This is a genomic window from Alteribacter lacisalsi, assembly GCF_003226345.1.
In the GTDB taxonomy this organism is placed as follows: domain Bacteria; phylum Bacillota; class Bacilli; order Bacillales; family Salisediminibacteriaceae; genus Alteribacter; species Alteribacter lacisalsi.
In genome coordinates, this window is record NZ_PDOF01000001.1 from 2,145,264 (window position 1) to 2,164,021 (window position 18,758).

The window sequence follows — 18,758 nt, forward strand, 5'->3', positions numbered from 1 at the left end:
TTAGTACTCCCCCCGGTTCTGTATGTAATGTTTCCAAATCGCTTTTTCTGAGGTGGTGACAGCAGCGGCCCCTGCCTGGAGTGCCGTTTCAGCGTCCACTGCTGTCCGGATCAGCCCTCCTGCAATGACCGGTAAGCCGGTTCGTTCCTTCACTTCGGCTATAAGGTCCGGTACAACTCCCGGCAGAACTTCTATGTAATCGGGCCGGGTGAGTTCAATTTGACGGTAGCTCGTTTCAAGCGCCATCGAATCAAGCAGAAAAAGCCTCTGTATACCAGAGATACCTTGCTTTTTCGCTTTTAAAACCATGTTTTTCCGTGTGGATATAAGCCCGTCCACTTTTATGTCCTGACAAAGAAAGTCAGCGCCGTAATCGTCGTTTTTCAGACCGTGCACGAGGTCAGCGTGTACATACATCGTTTTTCCTGCACGCTTGGCTTCCCTGACCATGCTTCGAAGCTGGCCTACATGACTCTCGAGCAGAACAAGAGTTTCATAAGGGCTTGCAAGAAGCCAGTCAAAATCTTTCATCTGCCTTATTGCCGGGAGTATCCGGGTCAGGCGGGTTCTTTGCTTTTGCTGATCCATTTCGTCACCTCCTGTGTTCCCTATTTTACAGAAGTGTCGAAAAAATGGAAATGACAGCTTCCTGATGGGGAGGCAGAGTGTGGCATCAAAACGAAAAACGGCCTCCCGCTATTGGGAAACCGCTTCTGGTTCAGTTATTAGAAATGCTGTCCTTGTTTCTTCCCACCGGTCTTCAAAAGGTTCCACGGGGAACTCAAATCCGGCAGAGGCGCTAAGATTTTCACGTTTGACAAGAACCGTACCTGAAAGGATCACATTTTCAATCACCTGGTCGGTCGTTTCGTACAGACCATTTTCAACATAATGAAAGGTAAGCCCCTCCTCGCGCAGATGGAGGTCGGCTGTAACTTCTGCATCCTTCACAGGATCTTTCGTCTCATTATCATACACAAATACTTGAAGTGTCACATGATCGCCTTCCCGGATTGGATTTTCTCTCGTGTAGGTCTGCACCGACCAGTCTGCCGCTTCCTCCTGTGCAGGCGGCTCGATTTGTCCCGGCAGCCAGAGGAAAAAGACAGTTGTAATCCATAAAAACGCCATGGCAATGGCAGCCGGCAGCTTCCAGTCAGGGATCTTAGGCTGGGGACCGGCAGGTGTATGAGAAGGCTCGCTGTCAGACAGCTGCCCTTTACTGTTCCTGTTATCTTGTTCATTCATCGGCTGTTCCTCCCTTCCCCCATCAGCATAGGCAAACAGGGCGGGAGATAAACCTTGAGCCTCAATTGAATGAGAACATTCTGAGTGACATGGAACAGCTAAAACCTCTAATGGTGACGCTAAAAGCTCTAAACAAAAACTAAAACCCCTAAAAAAAATCAGAGCTATAAGCTGGACCTGCAATGGTCCTGCTTATAGCTCCTATTCAATGTCAGCTAAAGCCTTTCATCCGGCTCTTCGTCTAACAGTCTGATTGAATCTTGAACAGATCTTTGCGGCGGTCCTTCCACTGTGTCACGCTGCCTGACTTACGGGAGCGGCGCAGAAGTTCCGTGTCCACGTCACCGACGACGACCGTCTCGATGTTCGGGTTGCACTCACCTACGATCCCGTCACGTGGGAATGGATAGTCGGACGGTGTGAAAATGCCGCTCTGCGCGTACTGAATGTCCATGTTTTCCACCTGGGTCAGGTTTCCAACAGTCCCACTGATCACCGTGTACACCTGGTTTTCAATGGCTCGGGCCTGGGCACAGTAACGTACGCGGAGGTAGCCCTGTTTTTCGTCTGTACAGAACGGACAGAAAATAATATTTGCACCTTTTTCTGTTGCGATACGGCCGAGCTCCGGGAATTGGATATCATAGCAGATCTGGATCGCAATTTTCCCGCAGTCGGTGTCAAACACGTTGACCTTGTCACCGCCCCGGATCCCCCAGAATTTGCGCTCGTTCGGCGTGATGTGAAGCTTGTACTGCTTTTCGATCGTCCCGTCGCGGCGGAACAGGTACGAAATGTTATAGATGTCCCCTTCTTCCTCCACAAAGTGGGAGCCTCCGATAATGTTGACATTATATTTGACCGCAAAATCTGTGAACACTTGAATGTAATCCTCAGTGTATTCCGCAAGGCGTCGTATCGCCCGGCTCGGACTCTTTTCGTCGATAAATGAAAGCAGCTGTGTCGTGAAAATTTCCGGAAACACAACAAAATCCGCCTGATAGCTCGCGCCTACGTCCGCGTAATACTCGCACTGCTTTGCAAACTCCTCAAAGCTGTCGATCTTTTTCATCATGTACTGAATCACGCAGATGCGGACCGGAAACGATGTTTTGAAATGCCGTTTCGTCGTAGCCTGATAGTCCACGTTGTTCCATTCCATAAGCGTGGCATACTTCATCGATGCCTTGTCGTCCTTCAGGTAGTCCCGGTTCACCCGCTTAAGGCTGAAGCCGTTCATCACCTGAAAGGTGAGCACCGGATCAAACACGTTATGGCGGATCACTTCCTCCACATACTCCCGCGGTGTCATCTCATCAGCATGTTTGCTGTAATTCGGAATCCTGCCGCCAATAATGATGCTTTTCAAATTCAGTTTTCGCGCCAGATCCTTCCTGGCTTCATACAGTCTGCGGCCGATTTTCATCCGGCGGTATGCCGGGTCGACCATTACTTCAATACCATATAGGTTGTACCCGTCCGGATCGTGGTTGGTTATATAGCCTTCATCGGTAATCTCATCCCACGTATGCTGATCATCATACTCATCGAAGTTAATGATCAGGCTCGAACACGATCCGATAATTTCCCCGTCATATTCGGCACAGAATTGCCCCTCCGGAAAAAGTGCCAGATGGCTCTCGAGCTGTTTCCGCTTCCAGCCAAGCATGTTTGGAAAACATACTTTTGACAGCTCAATAATCTTGTCAATATCTCGCTCCTCAATCGGACGGATAATCATTTTCTTTTCAAATTTTGAAATATCCAGTGGTCCCGCACTCATGGGCCTCTTCCTTTCTTTCCGGTAAGTACCGCTTGCTATCCTAAATTTAGTACGAACGAACGGGAAAAGCAACGTTTAACCACGAATACCGTCGTATCCATTGTCTGCCTCCAAACATCCACTTAAATTGACTGTTTTTTTTCGAATCTAATGTCTATATTTTCTGACAGATGTGTTAAACTGTCTTTAACTCTTTTCAGACAAGTTTAAACGCACAATCTCCCGCCGGCTTTTTAAGGGTCAATTACCGGCAGGGGGACGTAATGACATAAGGGGGTTCGTTCATGGAGTTCGACCAATTTTCCGTATTAATCTGCGATGATTCCCAAATGGTGCGCAGACACATTAGAGAGACCGTGGAACTGATCGGTGCCGGCACGGTGTTTGAAGCAAAAAACGGCTGTGAGGCTGTGGACATCTGCAAGCTGCACAAACCGCAGATTGTGATTATGGACATTATTATGCCCGTTAAGGACGGTATTCAGGCTCTGAAGGAAATTGTCCGCCTCTCTCCTGACACGAGAGTGATCATGGCATCGTCAGCGGGAACTGACATCCACCTGAAAAAAACCATTATGCTCGGGGCCTTTGATACCATCCAGAAGCCCATCAGTGAAATTGTGATTCGTGATCTGGTGCAGAAAGCCGTTTTCGAGTCTGCCCGAAGCACAACGATCTGACCGGAACAACCGGAAAACAGAAGTCCGGTATTTTTTCCCATGCAGATCCCTTTCTGTCTGCCCGTTAATCGTTTACAATGAAAATTGAATGATTGAAATAAAGACTAGGGGTGGCTGTTCACGCAGTCTGAGAAAAAGGGAGTGTCCTTTTACCCTCGAACCTGATCTGGCTCGTACCAGCGTAGGGAAGTCGATGCACACACAGGCCAGCAGCCGTATTCCATCGACACCGGAATACGGTTTTTTTATTACGCTGTTTTCGGATAAATTGTTGCTTTTCGTAAAATTAGTTATGAAGCGGAAGGCGGCGTCTCCTGCGGGAATAGCATCAGCGGAAGACCCCGCAGGGCGTTTTTGCCAAGGAGGCTGAAGCGATGCCCGCGGAAAGCTTCCGCCTGCAGCGTGAAAAAACAACAATCTTTACGAAAAGAGCGTTTTATTATCAGCAGATTGAAGCGAACGCGCAATCCAGCCTCACACATCACAACATTTAACGAAAGGCGGTCTTACACCCATGAAAGATTTCTCTCTTTACGCCATCACAGGTGAGCAGTTTCATCCGGGACGGGACCTGGTCACTGTAATGGAAGAAGCGATTCTCGGAGGAGCAGATATCATCCAGCTCCGTGACAAAACCAGCAGTAAACGGGACGTACTTGAAAAAGCAAGGGCTCTCCGCGGCCTTACCCGAAAGCATGATGTTACTTTTATTGTAAACGACCATATCGATATCGCCCTCACTGTGGATGCAGACGGCATTCACCTTGGCCAGGACGATCTTCCTCTGGAGGATGCCCGGCGCATCATGGGTCCAGACAAAATTATCGGTATTTCCACCCACCATATCGGTGAAGCAAGGGCTGCGGAAGCCGGAGGTGCGGATTATATCGGCGCCGGTCCTGTATTTCCTACTAAAAGCAAAACCGACGTCGTTGACCCTGTAACAACCGGCTACATTCGCCAGGTGGCTGCAGAAATCCGCATCCCCTTTGTAGCGATCGGCGGAATCAAACTGCACAACGTGGACCAGGTGACAGAGGCCGGCGCCGAGCGTGTCTGTGCGATCAGCGAAATCGTCGGTGCAGAGGACATTAAGGACGTATGCCGCCGGTTCCGCGCACGCCTTCCGGTTAGGGAGGGGAAATAATAATGAAAATCGTTGTTAACGGAGAAGAACATCTTATTGACGCACGGAACGTCTCAGACGTAGTCGCCCACTTTAACCTGGAGCCAAAGCTTGTGGTCGCAGAAATCGACGGACGTATTCTTGACCGGGCGGATTGGGAGCGCACCTCTATTGAAGAAAATGCCCGGCTTGAACTTGTCCAATTTATCGGAGGAGGATGACACCATGAATAAGCAGAACCTTACGATCGGCGGAAAAGAACTCCGCTCCCGCTTTTTTCTGGGAACCGGACGCTACCCGAACCCCTTCGTGCAAAACGAAGCGATCCGGGCGTCAGACGCAGAAATCCTGACATTTGCGATACGCCGGGTTAATCTTGAAGCACCGGGCGAGGATGCGATTCTCCAGCACCTTGAGGAGGAACGGAACTTTACCTACCTGCCGAACACATCAGGGGCAAAGACCGCGGAAGAGGCCGTCCGGATTGCCCGCCTTGCGAGAGCATCCGGCCTGAGTGACTGGATCAAAGTGGAAATCAGTGCGAACGAGAAAACGCTCCTTCCTGATCCGATCGAAACCCTCAAGGCAACAGAGACGCTCGTATCAGAGGGCTTTACTGTTCTTCCTTATACGTCGGACGACCCGGTTCTCTGTAAGCGCCTTGAAGAAGCGGGAGCTGCCGCCGTTATGCCGGGCGGATCTCCAATCGGTACAGGCCTTGGGATTTTAAATCCCTACAATTTGGGGCTGATAATAGAAGAAGCGAACGTGCCGATCATTGTCGATGCAGGACTCGGTTCGGCCATGGATGTGACACAGGCCATGGAACTAGGGGCTGACGGCGTCCTGATGAACACCCCTGTTGCCCGGGCGAAAAACCCGGTCAAAATGGCCGAAGCGATGAAACTGGCCATCGAAGCCGGCCGTCTCAGCTACGAAGCGGGCAGAATACCGAAGAAAAAGTATGCTACTGCTTCGAGCGGCCTGCCTTCGTTTATATCGAACTGACTTTTGATAGGAGGCCCATAGGATATGAGTGAACGCATTGTTATTCTTGGCGGCGGAATAATTGGCCTTTCCGCCGCCTTTTCTCTGTTAAAACGGGGATACCATGTGACCATTCTGGAGAAAAACACATGCGGCGGCCAGGCGAGCGGCGCTGCGGCGGGAATGCTCGCTCCTTTTTCCGAAATCAGCGAGGATCCGGACCCTTTTTTCACGTTCTGTCTCGACAGCCTGCGTCAGTTTGCCGGCTGGCAGGCGGAGGTGAAGGAAGTATCCGGGATGGATTTTGAGTATAGCGAGAGCGGCAGTCTGCATGCGGTTTATCACGAATCTGACCTCCTCGGACTTGAAAGCCGGATTGAGTGGCAGAAAAAGTTCGGCTCACAGGCTGAAACCATAGAAGGCAAGCGGCTTCAAAAAATGGAACCACTTCTGTCTGAAGAGGTGCTGGCAGCGATATATTCACCGGATGAAGCGCACGTGTATGCACCTGGCTACGCCCAGGCTCTGGAGAAAGCGTGCGGCAACATGGGAGCAGCGATTGAAGACCGGCTCGAATCCGTGACTGTTCGTGGCTACCACGAGTCTGTGGAACTGGAAGCTGCAGATGGCCGGACTTTTACCGGTGACCGGCTCGTTGTCTGTTCAGGCGCCTGGTCAGGTGAGCTCGAGGATACGTTTGGCATCCGCATTCCGGTTTTTCCGATTCGCGGTCAGATCTGTGCCTATGAACGGGACTGTGCGGATGTGAAACACATTATCTCCTCCAGTCAGGGCTACCTCGTCCCGAAACAGAACGGCACCATCGTTAACGGGGCTTCAGAGGATATCAGCGGCTTTGATACGAGTGTGACGGAAAAAGGCATTTCCCGACTCGTGAACTGGAACCACCGGATGCTGCCGTTTCTTCGGGAGCGGGAGCCGTTTCACACATGGGCAGGTCTGAGGCCGGCGACCCAGGACGGTTATCCTCTCCTCGGAGCACTGGCAGATGCGCCTCATGTGATTTTCGCCACGGGCCACTACCGGAACGGTATTCTGCTGAGTCCGGCTACAGGGGAGGCGATCGCGGACATTATAGATGGAACCGGTCTGGCCGAGCATACACAGCGTGCGTTTTTACCTGAACGGTTCACATAAGTTTCTCTTTTGCCGGCTATACGAACAGGCTCATTCGTATTATGATGGAGAGAGAAATTGAGGTGGAAACGTGAAACGGAAAAATACAGTCTTTTTTGATCTGCTGTGCTATGTGATTATTCCCTTTACGATCTGGAACTACGGCCGGGAGCCCCTTGGCGATTACTACGCGATTCTCCTGTCCACCGTTCCTGGGATTGTTTATACACTTTACCGGTTTATTTCCGAGCGGCAGCTGAACCTGCTCGGTCTGTTCATTATTACAAACCTGTCTTTAACCACACTGGTAAATCTGCTGTCCGGCAGCGCTGAGGCGATGCTCTGGAACCAGGTGTATCTCGGATTTGCCTTCGCAGGTGTCTTTCTAGTGTCGATGCTCATCCGCCGGCCGCTGGGGCTGTATTTTAACGTGGATGTGGCGTACCTGCAGGGACAGGAACGGAGCGAAAGCCGACGCCTGTACTATATGAAAGGCGTGTTCCGCTGGTTTCAGCTGCTCACACTCCTGTTTGTGCTCAGAGGTATTGTCGTCAACAGCCTGAAAGCCTGGCTGATCGTCACTTACGGGGTGGATGGCTACGGCATGCTGCTCATATACATGCAGATCGCCAACTGGACCATGTCCATACTGATCGGCGGCGGCTTCGCACTTGCCAACTATAAGGCGATCCAGAAAGCCAAGGAGATCGACGGCGAGGACGATGCGCCGGATGAGGATGAGCGTGGTGACCCAGGAGAAGCAGGATCCGAATCACCGGCCGGGGCAAAAGCATAACAGATAAATTTATACGATTGCAGCAGGAAGACACCTGGTCCCGTGAGGCTCAGGTGTCTTTTTTGTGGATGACGTAAACCTTGTCTTAATTGCTTCATTTTAAGCCGATTACATAATCCTGATGGTAATTCCGTAATTTTAATCGCACCTTGTCTCCCCAACCCGAATATATACTCCAACACCGATACACGGTATTTCCCCACTCAAAAAACGGAGCCCTCACCAAACTTTGGGCTCCGTCTGCACATAGAATCTAAATTATTTATCCCCTCTGAAAGACATCCCTTTCAGGAAGAATCGGTTAAAGAACATATAGATAATCAGCACCGGGAGGGTGAAAACCATCGATGCAGCCATTATATAATTCCAGTAGGAGCCGTAGTCGCTCTGGAAAGCGTTCAGGCCGACTGGAAGCGTGTACATGGACGCATCTGTCATGATGATCAGCGGGGCCATAAAGTTGTTCCAGAATGCCATGAATACAAAGATCGCCTGAGCGGCAAGTGCCGGCTTGGCCATCGGCATGACGATGCGGAAGAAGGTGCCGAACCGGCCGAGACCATCGATTGCCGCTGCTTCTTCAACCTCTCTCGGGAAATTTATGAAGAACTGGCGCATCATGAAAATGAACGTGGCGTTCACCATGCCCGGGATAATCAGTCCCTGGTAGCTGTTCAGCCATCCAAGCTCATTTAAAATCAGGAAGTTAGGGATCATCGTTACCTGAGCAGGAATCATGAGCACCGCAAGAATGGTGATAAATAATGTCCGGCGTCCCGGGAAGCTGATCCGCGCAAGAGCGTAACCGGCCATTGAATTGAATATAAGATTCAGCGCCGTGCCGATAACAGCCACAAACACACTGTTAAAGAGCCAGCGGGGAAACAGGGCCTGTTCTGTAAAAATGGCCACGTAGTTTTGGAACGTAAATTCCTGCGGGATAAAGTTGAGTCCGCCTTCGTAGATTTCCGCCAGTGGCTTGAAGGATGCAGACAGCGCCCACAGAAACGGAATCATCGTTACAATGGCATAACTTGTCAAAATTGAATAGAGTACCATTTTTCCAAAGTTGTTGTTTTTCACCGTGGTCTCCTCCTTTCTCTGTATCTAGTACACTTCTTCGTCTTTCTGAAGTTTTCGCTGGATGAGTGTGGCAGTCAGAATCACAAGGGCCAGAAGTACAGCCAGTGCAGCGGCGTAACCCATCTGATCATAGGCAGCAAAGGCGTACTGATACACGAGAAGAACGACGGTCAGCGTGGAGTTGTCCGGTCCACCGGAACCTCCCGAGAACATGTATGACTGGTCAAACAGTTGGAACGTGCCGATGATCCCCATAATGACGACAAACCCCGTTACCGGACGCAGAAGCGGCACGGTTACATGCAGAAATTTCTGAATGGCGTTCGCCCCGTCCAGGTCAGCTGCTTCGTAAAGGGAATCAGGAATATCCTGAAGGGCAGCCAGATAAATGACCATAAAAAACGGCGCAGTGGCCCATATATTCATAATCATAATTGAAATCAGCGCAATATTCGGGTCGTTAATCCAGTTGTAGGTAGGCAGTCCCACTCCACCAAGGATGGAGTTGATAAATCCATCCGGCCGGTACATCCACATGAAGATCATAACGAGTACAGCGGAAGATGTGAGGGTAGGCAGAAAATAAACAATCCGAAAAAATTTCTCTGCCTTCAGGCCTGCATTTAAAGTAGCTGCCAGCACAAGCGCAAGAATAGTCTGTACCGGCACCACAACACCCACGTAGAATGCAGTGTTTCTAAGTGCAATACCTGCACGCGTATCATCAAGAATCCGACTGAAATTTTCCATGCCGACAAACGTAAAACTAGTATCTCCCAGCAGCTGAACTCTGGTAAAAGATAAGAAAATGGCAAAAATGATCGGTCCGATTAGAAACAGAAGAAGCGTAAAGATGGTCGGAGACATGAAAAGATAACCCTGACCGGCTTCCCTGAGCTGTGATTTCGTATATTTCCTTTTTCTGGCCATGACTTGGTACCTCCTTCACCTGCTCGGTATCATGTGTATGTTCAAAAAGGAGGCAGGCAATACCAGGCTTTTTGAACATTGATAGAAAAAGGGAAAGGGAGAGCTCGTCTCCCTTTGCCTCCTGTTACCTGCTAATCACGAATTTCCTCATTGGCTACCCGTTCCGCTTCTTCAAGTGCTTCCTGCAGCTCACGGTTTCCAAGAAACGCGCTTGAGAACTGATTTTCAAAGTTGGAGTTGATGATCGGCAGGTTCGTGTCATCTGCCCAGACTGTCGCGTAATCGGCAGCACTGATAAATGGTGCGAATTGATCGTCCTCATCGTAGTTCAGTGTTTCGGCAACAGAGTCACGGGTTGGCAGCGCCTGACCGGAGCTCGTCCAGATTTCCATTCCTTCAGGACCTGTAAGGAACTCAATAAGCTCCCACGCTTCATCCTTCACTTCGGAAGCTGCATTCATGGAGTAGGAAACAGTGTAAGCCATCGACCCCTGTTCTCCGTTTACTGTTGGAATTTCAGTAACGCCATAGTCAACGTTTTCAAACGTTTCATCCATAAACGGCAGCATCCAGTTCCCTTCAATGATCATGGAAGCACGGCCTGTTCCGAACATATCCCCGCCCCATTCAGCACCAACATCCGAAGGTGAAGCCGCGATTTCTTTTTCATTTCTCATATCCACGATCGGTTGAAGTGCATCTACAATACGCTGATCTGAGAAATTTGCCCGGTTGTCTTCGGTAATTTCCGCACCAGTGGATTCAGCGATAAACTGAAGTCGCGCCAGATCTGTTACGACACCAAAACCATAGCGGTTATCCACAGTCAGTTCCTCAGCCATTTCTTCAAGCTCGTCCCATGTTTCAGGCGGAGCATCAAATCCGGCTTCTTCAAAGTGCTCCTTGTTATAGAAAAGCGCTAGTGTAGACGTATCTTTCGGAATTCCCCAGAGCTGATCCTCACGCTGGAATGCTTCAATCATCGGATCCTGGAAGTCATCCAGATCAAACTCATCGGTAATGTAGCCGTCAAGCGGCTCAAGAACACCGGACTGGATAAGTCCAGGTGCCTCAAAGGCATCAAGGAAAAACACGTCCGCTGCTTCCCCACCGATCAGTCTTGTACGAAGGACGTCCATGTACTGGTCAGCGATCGTATCAACCTGAACGTTAATGTGCGGGTGCTGTTCCTCAAAGGCTTCGATCGTCTGTTCGAAATAGCGCTGTTCTGTTGGTGAGGACTGCCATCCTGTCAGGCGTACCGTCACTTCCTCCTCTTCATCCCCAGAAGCATCATCTCCACCGCCGCAGGCAGCAAGAACTCCTGCCACAGCCACCATCGATGTAATTCCGAGCGTTCGCATCCAACTAGATCGTTTCATGTTAAAATCCCCTCTCAAATGTTTTATTTACTTTCAATCGTGAAGCCGGTTGTATTTTCAACGACATCAGTAGTGAAGCTTCCTTCTGATCTAGTCACAAGCAACTTAAGATATCCGTTTCCCACCCGGAGCTGTGAAACTTCAATTTCATTCACTCCTTCGGGAAGTTCAGGATCAAGGGCGATCGTCTTATTCAGGCTGTCCGGGAAGAGACCCAGCATGGACTGAACAAACAGAAGTGGCGTTCCCGCTGCCCATGCCTGCGGGGAGCATGCGACCGGATATTTTACCGCCTTGCCTTTCGACTCGTAGCCGCAGAACAGTTCCGGAAGCCGGTCATACTCAAAGGAGTGTGCGGAATCAATAAGCCCTTTCATCGCTTTGGCAGCCTGGTATTTATGACCGGAGCGGCTCATTCCAAGAATCACCATGCTGTTATCGTGCGGCCAGACCGTTCCATTATGGTAGCTCATCGGATTGTAGCCCGCTTCGCCTATTCCCATCGTACGGATGCCGTATCCGGAGAACATTTTGTCCGAAATGAGCATATCACTCACTGCTTTTGCCCGATCCTCATTGAACATACCGGAGAGCAGTACGTGACCCGGGTTGGAAGTAATCGTACCAACCTGGTCTTTCTTTTCATCGAGTGCGAGTGCATAATAGCCTGCATCGTCCATCCAGAATGCCTCTTCAAAAGCGACCTTCAGGCGGGCTGCTTCGCTCTGCAGCGTCTTGGATTTTTCAGTTTCACCGAGATTCTTATAAATAGCAGCGATACTCACTTTCGCCTGATACACATAACCCTGTACTTCCGCAAGCGCAATCGGTGTTTTCGCGTAATCGCCGTTTCGGTGGACGATTGAATCACCGGAGTCCTTCCATCCCTGGTTGGCAATCCCTTTGGAAGATTCCTGGTGGTACTCTACAAACAGGTCACCGTCACGGTCACCGTAGCTGTCGATCCACTCAAGAGCGCGCTCCACGTTCGACTCAAGCTCGGCAAAAAGATCCATGTCTCCTGTCCATTTCACATATTCACTGAGAAGCATCAAGAACAGCGGTGTCGCGTCAATCGTTCCGTAATAAGGTGTGAATGGAATCTGACCTGTATTCGCAAGTTCCCCAAACCGGATTTCGTGCATGATTTTACCAGGTTCCTCGTCGCGCCAGCTGTCCTTCGATTCTCCTTGACGACTTGCCATGGTCCGTAGTGTTCCTTTGGCCACATCAGAATTAAACGGCAGCATCTGAATGGCGGCAATCAGGCTGTCACGGCCAAATGGAACACCGAACCACGGAAGACCGGCAACTGGAAAGCGTCCCTGGCCGAGATCAGTAAGAAGGACTCTCATATCACCGATTCCTCTGTCAATCAGGCGCTGGAGGGTGTGATGATCCGTTTTCACCTGGGTCGTCTCAGTTGCCCACTCTTTATATGAGGCTTCGAGGCTGCGGAGTGCTTTTTCAGGGTCGAGCCCCTCAGGACGATCACCGTCAATGATAGGGGTAAACGTAAGGACGATCGTCTTTTCCTTTTCATGCTCCAGCTCGAGGGCAAAAAAAAGGTTTCCGTTTTCATCCGCTTCTGCTTCCGGATCATTCCACGTAACTGCCGTCTCCCGTTTCACATCATCTGCTCCGTTGTAAGTAAAACGGATTTCCCCGTCATACAGCTCTGTCTTTCCTCTTGAGCCGAGCTCTCCGTTCTGGAACCCACGCACGATGAACATGTCAGCAAAATCCGCATCCATGTGAACGCTTAAGTTAAATGCCGTGCGTTTCGGGTTGAAGTTTCTGGCTGTGATCGTTTCATAGCAGACACCGTTATAAATAAAGCGCTTCCTTGTAAGTTCAACGGATTCGCGCCACAGCTCAATTTGGCCGTCTTTTTCAATGTGCGGGTTGGTCATTATCATGCTGGCCACAAAAACTTCGTCCGCCTCCGAAGAAAGCAGGATCGGTTCCTCACCATTGATTTTTAGATCCAGTCTGCTCAGAAAACGCGTGTCCTTTGTATAAAGTCCAGGGCCATATGGATGATCCGCCGGAATGTTTCCGCTTTCATCAGTAAGTAAAAAAAGATCATTTTCCTTAATTACACGATAGTTCATATCTTCGTCCTCCTCTGTGATCGGTCAATGCTGTGTTTTAAATTCTCAAAGGTAATAGCCATAAATTTCGCAGTGTTCTTAATGAAACTGGAAAACAGTTTAAGAATATCCCCCGAAACGTTTCGGGTTGAAGTGTAAAAAAACTCCGAAACGTTTCGGATATATTCTAAAAAAAGAGGTTCTCCCTCTTTTAACTATTCAACTGAGTTGTCGACTCCCTCACGACCAGCTGGTTATCAAGGATTATCCTTCTTTTTTTCGTTGACTTTTCCAGCATAGCGGTAAGCAGACGCGCTGCCTCATAGCCCATCTGGTACTTATCCTGTGCAATGGTAGTCAGCTGAGGATGTGAGTACTGTGCAAGCGTGATGTCATCAAATCCAACGATGCTGAGCTTTTCGGGCACTGAAATACCAATCCTTCTGGCTGCCCTGAGTACTCCGAGTGCCATCAGGTCACTCGCACAGAACATTGCCGTAACTTCATTGTTCCTGGTGAGAAAGTTGAAAGCAACGGTTTCTGCCTGGTCTTCGCGGAATTCCCCGTTCATGACATATTCCTCTTTAAAAGGAATACCCGCTTCTTCCAGTGCTTTACGGTAACCGCTCAGCCTTTTTCTGCTCACAGCGGCCTGATCGTGTCCGTTTAACATGGCGATCTTTTCATGTCCGAGATTGATGAGATGTTTAACTGCCATCTGGGAACCAAACACATTATCTGTTGTCACATGCCCTACGTTTTCCCCTTCAAGCTCCACATCCACCAGGACACAGGGGATATTGCTGTCGATAATTTCCTGCAAGTATGGATCGTGGGATTTGATCCCCTGCATGATAACTCCCTCGACCTGACGTTCACGGCAAAGCTGTGAATAGCTTTTAGCCTGCTGCTTTGCAGGATTGGTACTAAATAATATGAGGTCGTAATCATTATCTGAAGCCGCATCGTTTATTCCGCACATTACTTCAAACATAAACATGTCTTTCGCTCCGGACCTGTTCAGTTCGGAAACGAGTAGACCAATGGTCTTCGTTTTACTCATGACCAGGCTTCTCGCTACAGCGTTGGGGCTATAGTTAAGTTCATCTGCCACCTTCCGAATTCGGATCCTCGTTTTTTCATTTACATCACTGTAGCCGTTTAATGCACGTGAAACCGTCGTAACAGAGACACCTGCAGCTTTTGCGATATCTTTAATTGTCGCCATAGGCCCTCCAAAACGTTTCGGATTTATTTATATTTACTACTTTACACAAAGATGAATACGATTACAAGGAACATTGTTTTTTCTTACTTTCGATGTCCAACTATATCCCTGTTTTTCCGATTACAGGAATATAAAAGTTTAGTTTCTCCCCTAATGAGGGTAAAGATGATCATAGGACAGAAATCATTTTTTCTTTACTTAGGACCACTTTTTTACCCTCCATCATGAGCAGACTGTGATCCGCCAACATACACATACAGAAAGGGGTCTTGACCGGATGTTCAGACGTTTAAAAGAGAACCGTAATTTCAGAGTTCAATGGCACCGTTTCATGTACTACTGGTATTTTATAAAAGTACACTACTACGGCAAGGAAAAGCACCACGCTAAAGCTGATGCACAGAAGCAGCTGTGGCAGGCATGGGAGCAGGTGCCGGCACCTGTAAAACCCCAGACCGGCCGGCGCGCACAGGAACAGGCTGAGGAAACCCGCTATCAGCCGTTATACCTTCGAGTAAAAAACCGCCTGCTTAATGCAGGTAAAAAAGCAGATGCACAGTAAAGCTTCCCCCATACAAAATATGAAACCAGCAGCCCTGAAAGGGAACTGCTGGTTTTCTGCATTTATTATGTCCAATTTCAGACACTCTGGCCCTGGAGGCCGTATTTCCGTACTTTATAGAGGAGGCTCTGGCGTGAAATACCGAGCAGTTCGGCAGCCTGCGCCTGATTTCCCAACGACTGGCGAAGCGCTTCTTCGATCGCAGACTGCTCGTAATTCTGGAGTTCATTCGTGAGGGAATAATCGTCTCCAAGTTCCGTACCAGCCTGCTCCTCTGACGGTTCCGCTTCCCCGCGGCCATCCCCTCCTTCAGTCGCCTCACGTACTTCTTTTGGAAAATCGGTGAAGCGAAGGGTTGTCCCTTCCGAAAGTACCGCTGCACGGGCGATCGCGTTATACAGCTCACGGATGTTTCCCGGCCAGCTGTAGGCACTCAGTTTTTTCATCAGACCCGCTTCAAGTTCGTAGTTGCTGTTGTGCTCCCTGCTTACTTCCTCAGTAAGCTGATCGATCAGCAGAGGCAGATCCTCGGCCCGTTCACGCAGGGAGGGAATGTTTATACCGATAATGTTCAGACGGTAATACAGGTCTTCCCGGAATGTCCCTTCCTGCACCATTTCCCAGAGGTCGCGGTTCGTAGCGGCGATCAGCCGAACATCGACCTTCTTCTGTTCGTTACTGCCGAGGGGATAGAACGTTTTGTCCTGGGTTACCTGCAACAGCTTTGCCTGAAGCCCCGGAGAAATTTCAGCAATTTCATCAAGGAATAGCGTTCCTCCGTCCGCTGCCTCGAACTTCCCTTTCTGCGCCCGTGTGGCCCCGGTGAATGCCCCTTTGGTAAAGCCGAACAATTCACTTTCAAGGAGCTGGTCGGGGATCGCAGCGCAGTTTACTTCCACATAGGGTCTGTTTTTCCGGTCACTCTCCAAATGAATCGCCTGGGCACAGCGGCTTTTTCCGGTTCCGCTTTCCCCTTGAAGAAGGACAGTAATCGGCTGGCTTGCCACTTTATGCACCATATCAAACACGCGCTTCATCGCTGTACTTGCCCCTGCCATACCGTGAAGCTGGCGCTGATCTGCGAATACTTTTTTCAGATACTGATTTTCCTTGTTCAGCCTGACCCACTCCACCGCACGCTCGATAACCACTTTCAGTTCATCAGCTTTAATCGGTTTTGTCAGGTAGTCAAACGCCCCCAGCTTCATGGCATTAACGGCATCCTCGACGTCACCGTATGCCGTACACAAAATGTAACAGACCCCGGGAGATGATTCTTTCCACTCTTCCATCAGCTTAATCCCAGTTGTATCTGGAAGAAGAATGTCGGAGAGCACTATATCAAACGTCTCTTCCTCAAAAAGAACCCTGGCCGTTTTCCCATCAGACGCTTCGGCAATCCGGTAGCCTTCCTTCTCAAGTGTCAGCTTCATCAGCCTGCGCAGCTTTTCATTGTCCTCTACGAGCAGAATGGATGTGTCCACTTAATTTGCCTCCTTTCTTTCTGTTCTGTCTGGTTCAAGCGGCAGTCGAACCGTAAACTCCGATCCTTTTCCGAACTCGCTTTCCACCTCAATACTTCCTTTATGTTCATTGATCAGATCATGGGTAATCGAGAGACCGAGACCGGTTCCCTCCTGTTTTGTGGAGAAAAACGGATTGAAAATCCGGTTCAGTTTGGAAGCCGGGATCCCGTCTCCGCTGTCATGAAAAACTATTTTCGCCTGATCTTTTTCCCGGCTTACAGTAATGGAAAGCACGCCGCTTTCTGTTTCTTTCATGGCTTCCAGTGCATTTAAAGAGAGATTAAGGAACGCCTGGATGATCTGGTTCCGGTCTCCTTTTACCGTCAGTTGTTCCGCTTTATGATAAACGTTGCAGGTAATATCCGCCCGTTTCATCTGATGGGAAATGAGCCGTGCCACTTCTTCTACGGTCTCCCCCACATTCAATGAGGTTTCCTCGTCCTTATGTGGTTTGCTTAACTTCAGAAACCGGGTCACAAGCTCGTTCAGACGTCTTGCTTCCTCCTGAATATCCCCGGATGCCTCTTCTATCATAGACACAGCGGGACTGTTTAGACGGTGCTTCTTTTTCAGACCGTCCATTTCCGCTTCGATCAGGTCCCCCGCCATCTGAATCGTACCAAGGGGATTTTTCACTTCATGTGCCAATCCCGCTGTCATCTGACCGATGGCAGCCAGATGCTCGGAGCGCTGAATATGCTGCTCAAGTTTGCGGTAATCCGTATGATTCCAGAACGTGGTGAGTACACCGATCCGCTCCCGTTTCTCATTTTGAAGCGGGGTGGTCGACACTTTGATCACCAGCTTCTGGCCCGTATGGTTTACGTAAGGAAACTCTTCACTCTCTTTACTAAACGGACGCTTCCGGCTGCAAAGGGCACGCACATGACGGCTCAGTCCTTTTGACGGAACGGTTTCAACCGGCCGGCCGGTTAACACTTTGGGACGGCTGTTTAACAATTCAGCCCCTTCCCGGTTCACCGATGTAATGATCCCGTCTGAATCGGTGGTAATTACCCCGTATGGAAAAGAAGCAAGAATACGCTGGAGAAAACGTTCTTTTTCCTGAAGGTCATCGGCCATAAACTGCATCGCCTTGGTGAGGGTGCGAATCTCGTCCTCCTCCTTCATTACCTGCAGGTGCCAGCTCTCACCTTCTGCATAGCTCATCGCCTGATCAGTGAGTTTACGAACTGGTGTGACGATCCACCGTGCGGATACTCCGAGCAGCACGAGGCCTGCAAGGAACAGCACGGTCCATCCGGATGACAATACCTGCTGAAGCGTCGCAATCGGAGCGCCCGCCTGGGACTCAGGCTGAATCGTTACCGCGTAAAAGGGCAGACGCTCAACCGGTGCATAGCCGGCAACGCTGTCACTGTCGAGAAAATCCCCCCGGTAGGCTCCCATTCGTCCGCGGCTTAAATATGAAAAGATCGCCTCGTCCTTAACCGAGTCATTCCGGTAACGGTTTTCCTGCGTATCTGTATACACGGTGCCGTCTGATGTGACAAGCAGATTCCATCCGCGCTCACCGATCGTACTTGTCTGAATCAGATGATAAAAATATGAAGGATTAATTTCCCCGATTAGAGCGCCTGTAATCGGCTGATGATCGGCCTCCTGCACCGGTACGGAAATGAAAATCCGAGCATGGCCGCCTGGCTCTGTGATACTTTTAACAAACGTGGATCGCCGCCATACAGTTTCTTCAAACACCTGGCGGACAGCCGGGTCCTCTATCATTGTATTCTCGTTCTCATCCGTCTCTGCTTCATCAGGTACGGCTTCGCTCCCGCCTGCATCGTACAAAGCCAGGCTGCTGAACACAGGTTCGCGGAACGTATGCTGCGCCGCCCTTTCATCAAGCCGTTCCAGATTTTCGTCATTCCGGTAGTCAAACACGAACGTCTCGAGCATATCGATCTGATGATCAAACACCTGGCGGGTCTGAACAGAAAGAGCACGTGCTGCTTCAAACGTCTGATCGTCGGACTGATTTTCAAGAGTCTGCTGGGACAAAAAGACCGCGAGCATAAAAATAAGGGTCATTGGAAGAAGAAAAATCCATAACCCCAGGAATATAAATCGTTTGGTCAGCCCTCTTGGCAAGCGGACAGGAAACTTCATAAGTTAGGCACTCCAGAAATTTAATATGATGTGCCAGTCGATTTAGGCACTACCACTTCGTAGATTT

General features: G+C 49.7%; 17 protein-coding genes and 1 riboswitch. Of the genes, 7 read left to right on the plus strand and 10 right to left on the minus strand.

Going from position 1 to position 18,758, the window contains the following annotated elements; translation table 11 throughout:
• The 3 genes from CR205_RS10720 to CR205_RS10730 form a co-directional block, all read right to left on the minus strand.
• A complete protein-coding gene (locus CR205_RS10720; protein ID WP_110519388.1) occupies window positions 1–588 on the minus strand; it encodes a glycerol-3-phosphate responsive antiterminator in 588 nt (195 codons plus the stop codon).
• A 108-nt stretch (window positions 589–696) separates the two neighbouring features.
• Window positions 697–1,248 (minus strand): hypothetical protein, encoded by a 552-nt coding sequence (locus CR205_RS10725; RefSeq protein ID WP_110519390.1) that lies wholly within the window; start codon window positions 1,246–1,248, stop codon window positions 697–699.
• Between the two features lie 241 nt (window positions 1,249–1,489).
• The gene (locus CR205_RS10730) at window positions 1,490–3,031 is read right to left on the minus strand and encodes a carbon-nitrogen hydrolase family protein (RefSeq protein WP_110519393.1); all 1,542 of its coding nucleotides are present in this window, start codon (window positions 3,029–3,031) and stop codon (window positions 1,490–1,492) included.
• A gap of 284 nt (window positions 3,032–3,315) precedes the next feature.
• Between CR205_RS10730 and CR205_RS10735 the strand changes: the two genes are divergently transcribed.
• From CR205_RS10735 to CR205_RS10760, 6 genes are all read left to right on the plus strand, one after another.
• The gene (locus tag CR205_RS10735) at window positions 3,316–3,711 is read left to right on the plus strand and encodes a response regulator transcription factor (protein ID WP_110519394.1); all 396 of its coding nucleotides are present in this window, start codon (window positions 3,316–3,318) and stop codon (window positions 3,709–3,711) included.
• Window positions 3,712–3,807: 96 nt separating this feature from the next.
• Window positions 3,808–3,916, plus strand: a riboswitch (TPP riboswitch).
• A 309-nt stretch (window positions 3,917–4,225) separates the two neighbouring features.
• The gene (thiE, locus tag CR205_RS10740) at window positions 4,226–4,858 is read left to right on the plus strand and encodes a thiamine phosphate synthase (protein ID WP_110519396.1); all 633 of its coding nucleotides are present in this window, start codon (window positions 4,226–4,228) and stop codon (window positions 4,856–4,858) included.
• 2 nt (window positions 4,859–4,860) lie between these two features.
• Window positions 4,861–5,058, plus strand: coding sequence for a sulfur carrier protein ThiS (thiS, locus tag CR205_RS10745; protein ID WP_110519397.1), 198 nt, complete (start codon window positions 4,861–4,863; stop codon window positions 5,056–5,058).
• A gap of 4 nt (window positions 5,059–5,062) precedes the next feature.
• Entirely contained in the window at window positions 5,063–5,845 is a 783-nt protein-coding gene (locus CR205_RS10750; RefSeq protein ID WP_110519399.1) for a thiazole synthase, read from the plus strand.
• Window positions 5,846–5,869: 24 nt separating this feature from the next.
• Window positions 5,870–6,982: a glycine oxidase ThiO gene (thiO, locus tag CR205_RS10755; RefSeq protein WP_110519401.1), complete on the plus strand. Its 1,113-nt coding sequence runs from the start codon at window positions 5,870–5,872 to the stop codon at window positions 6,980–6,982.
• 70 nt (window positions 6,983–7,052) lie between these two features.
• Window positions 7,053–7,757 carry a VC0807 family protein gene (locus CR205_RS10760; protein ID WP_201745359.1) on the plus strand — a complete coding sequence of 235 codons (705 nt, stop codon included), beginning with the start codon at window positions 7,053–7,055 and terminating at the stop codon, window positions 7,755–7,757.
• A gap of 258 nt (window positions 7,758–8,015) precedes the next feature.
• On the opposite strand, the gene CR205_RS10765 is transcribed toward CR205_RS10760, so the two are convergent.
• From CR205_RS10765 to CR205_RS10785, 5 genes are all read right to left on the minus strand, one after another.
• Window positions 8,016–8,816: a carbohydrate ABC transporter permease gene (locus CR205_RS10765; protein ID WP_110519844.1), complete on the minus strand. Its 801-nt coding sequence runs from the start codon at window positions 8,814–8,816 to the stop codon at window positions 8,016–8,018.
• Between the two features lie 48 nt (window positions 8,817–8,864).
• Window positions 8,865–9,770 carry a carbohydrate ABC transporter permease gene (locus CR205_RS10770; RefSeq protein WP_110519403.1) on the minus strand — a complete coding sequence of 302 codons (906 nt, stop codon included), beginning with the start codon at window positions 9,768–9,770 and terminating at the stop codon, window positions 8,865–8,867.
• Between the two features lie 131 nt (window positions 9,771–9,901).
• Window positions 9,902–11,152, minus strand: a complete 1,251-nt coding sequence (locus CR205_RS10775; protein WP_110519405.1) for an ABC transporter substrate-binding protein — start codon at window positions 11,150–11,152, stop codon at window positions 9,902–9,904.
• A gap of 23 nt (window positions 11,153–11,175) precedes the next feature.
• Entirely contained in the window at window positions 11,176–13,266 is a 2,091-nt protein-coding gene (locus tag CR205_RS10780; RefSeq protein WP_110519407.1) for an amylo-alpha-1,6-glucosidase, read from the minus strand.
• Window positions 13,267–13,456: 190 nt separating this feature from the next.
• The gene (locus CR205_RS10785) at window positions 13,457–14,473 is read right to left on the minus strand and encodes a LacI family DNA-binding transcriptional regulator (RefSeq protein ID WP_110519409.1); all 1,017 of its coding nucleotides are present in this window, start codon (window positions 14,471–14,473) and stop codon (window positions 13,457–13,459) included.
• 277 nt (window positions 14,474–14,750) lie between these two features.
• Between CR205_RS10785 and CR205_RS10790 the strand changes: the two genes are divergently transcribed.
• The gene (locus CR205_RS10790) at window positions 14,751–15,035 is read left to right on the plus strand and encodes a hypothetical protein (RefSeq protein ID WP_110519411.1); all 285 of its coding nucleotides are present in this window, start codon (window positions 14,751–14,753) and stop codon (window positions 15,033–15,035) included.
• A gap of 77 nt (window positions 15,036–15,112) precedes the next feature.
• Here CR205_RS10790 and CR205_RS10795 read toward each other — a convergent pair whose 3' ends face one another.
• Complete coding sequence (locus tag CR205_RS10795) at window positions 15,113–16,519, minus strand: sigma-54-dependent transcriptional regulator (protein WP_236634743.1); 1,407 nt, start codon at window positions 16,517–16,519, stop codon at window positions 15,113–15,115.
• Window positions 16,520–18,691 (minus strand): ATP-binding protein, encoded by a 2,172-nt coding sequence (locus CR205_RS10800; protein ID WP_110519413.1) that lies wholly within the window; start codon window positions 18,689–18,691, stop codon window positions 16,520–16,522.
• Window positions 18,692–18,758: the final 67 nt, after the last annotated feature.

Bases quoted from the DNA above. Each gene is read 5' to 3' on its own strand.
- CR205_RS10735 (WP_110519394.1), top strand. From the start codon at position 3,316: ATGGAGTTCGACCAATTTTCCGTATTAATCTGCGATGATTCCCAAATG.
- CR205_RS10770 (WP_110519403.1), bottom strand. From the start codon at position 9,770: ATGGCCAGAAAAAGGAAATATACGAAATCACAGCTCAGGGAAGCCGGT.
- thiE (WP_110519396.1), top strand. From the start codon at position 4,226: ATGAAAGATTTCTCTCTTTACGCCATCACAGGTGAGCAGTTTCATCCG.
- CR205_RS10725 (WP_110519390.1), bottom strand. From the start codon at position 1,248: ATGAATGAACAAGATAACAGGAACAGTAAAGGGCAGCTGTCTGACAGC.
- thiS (WP_110519397.1), top strand. From the start codon at position 4,861: ATGAAAATCGTTGTTAACGGAGAAGAACATCTTATTGACGCACGGAAC.
- CR205_RS10750 (WP_110519399.1), top strand. From the start codon at position 5,063: ATGAATAAGCAGAACCTTACGATCGGCGGAAAAGAACTCCGCTCCCGC.
- CR205_RS10775 (WP_110519405.1), bottom strand. From the start codon at position 11,152: ATGAAACGATCTAGTTGGATGCGAACGCTCGGAATTACATCGATGGTG.
- CR205_RS10780 (WP_110519407.1), bottom strand. From the start codon at position 13,266: ATGAACTATCGTGTAATTAAGGAAAATGATCTTTTTTTACTTACTGAT.
- CR205_RS10800 (WP_110519413.1), bottom strand. From the start codon at position 18,691: ATGAAGTTTCCTGTCCGCTTGCCAAGAGGGCTGACCAAACGATTTATA.
- CR205_RS10790 (WP_110519411.1), top strand. From the start codon at position 14,751: ATGTTCAGACGTTTAAAAGAGAACCGTAATTTCAGAGTTCAATGGCAC.
- CR205_RS10730 (WP_110519393.1), bottom strand. From the start codon at position 3,031: ATGAGTGCGGGACCACTGGATATTTCAAAATTTGAAAAGAAAATGATT.
- CR205_RS10720 (WP_110519388.1), bottom strand. From the start codon at position 588: ATGGATCAGCAAAAGCAAAGAACCCGCCTGACCCGGATACTCCCGGCA.
- thiO (WP_110519401.1), top strand. From the start codon at position 5,870: ATGAGTGAACGCATTGTTATTCTTGGCGGCGGAATAATTGGCCTTTCC.
- CR205_RS10765 (WP_110519844.1), bottom strand. From the start codon at position 8,816: ATGGTACTCTATTCAATTTTGACAAGTTATGCCATTGTAACGATGATT.
- CR205_RS10785 (WP_110519409.1), bottom strand. From the start codon at position 14,473: ATGGCGACAATTAAAGATATCGCAAAAGCTGCAGGTGTCTCTGTTACG.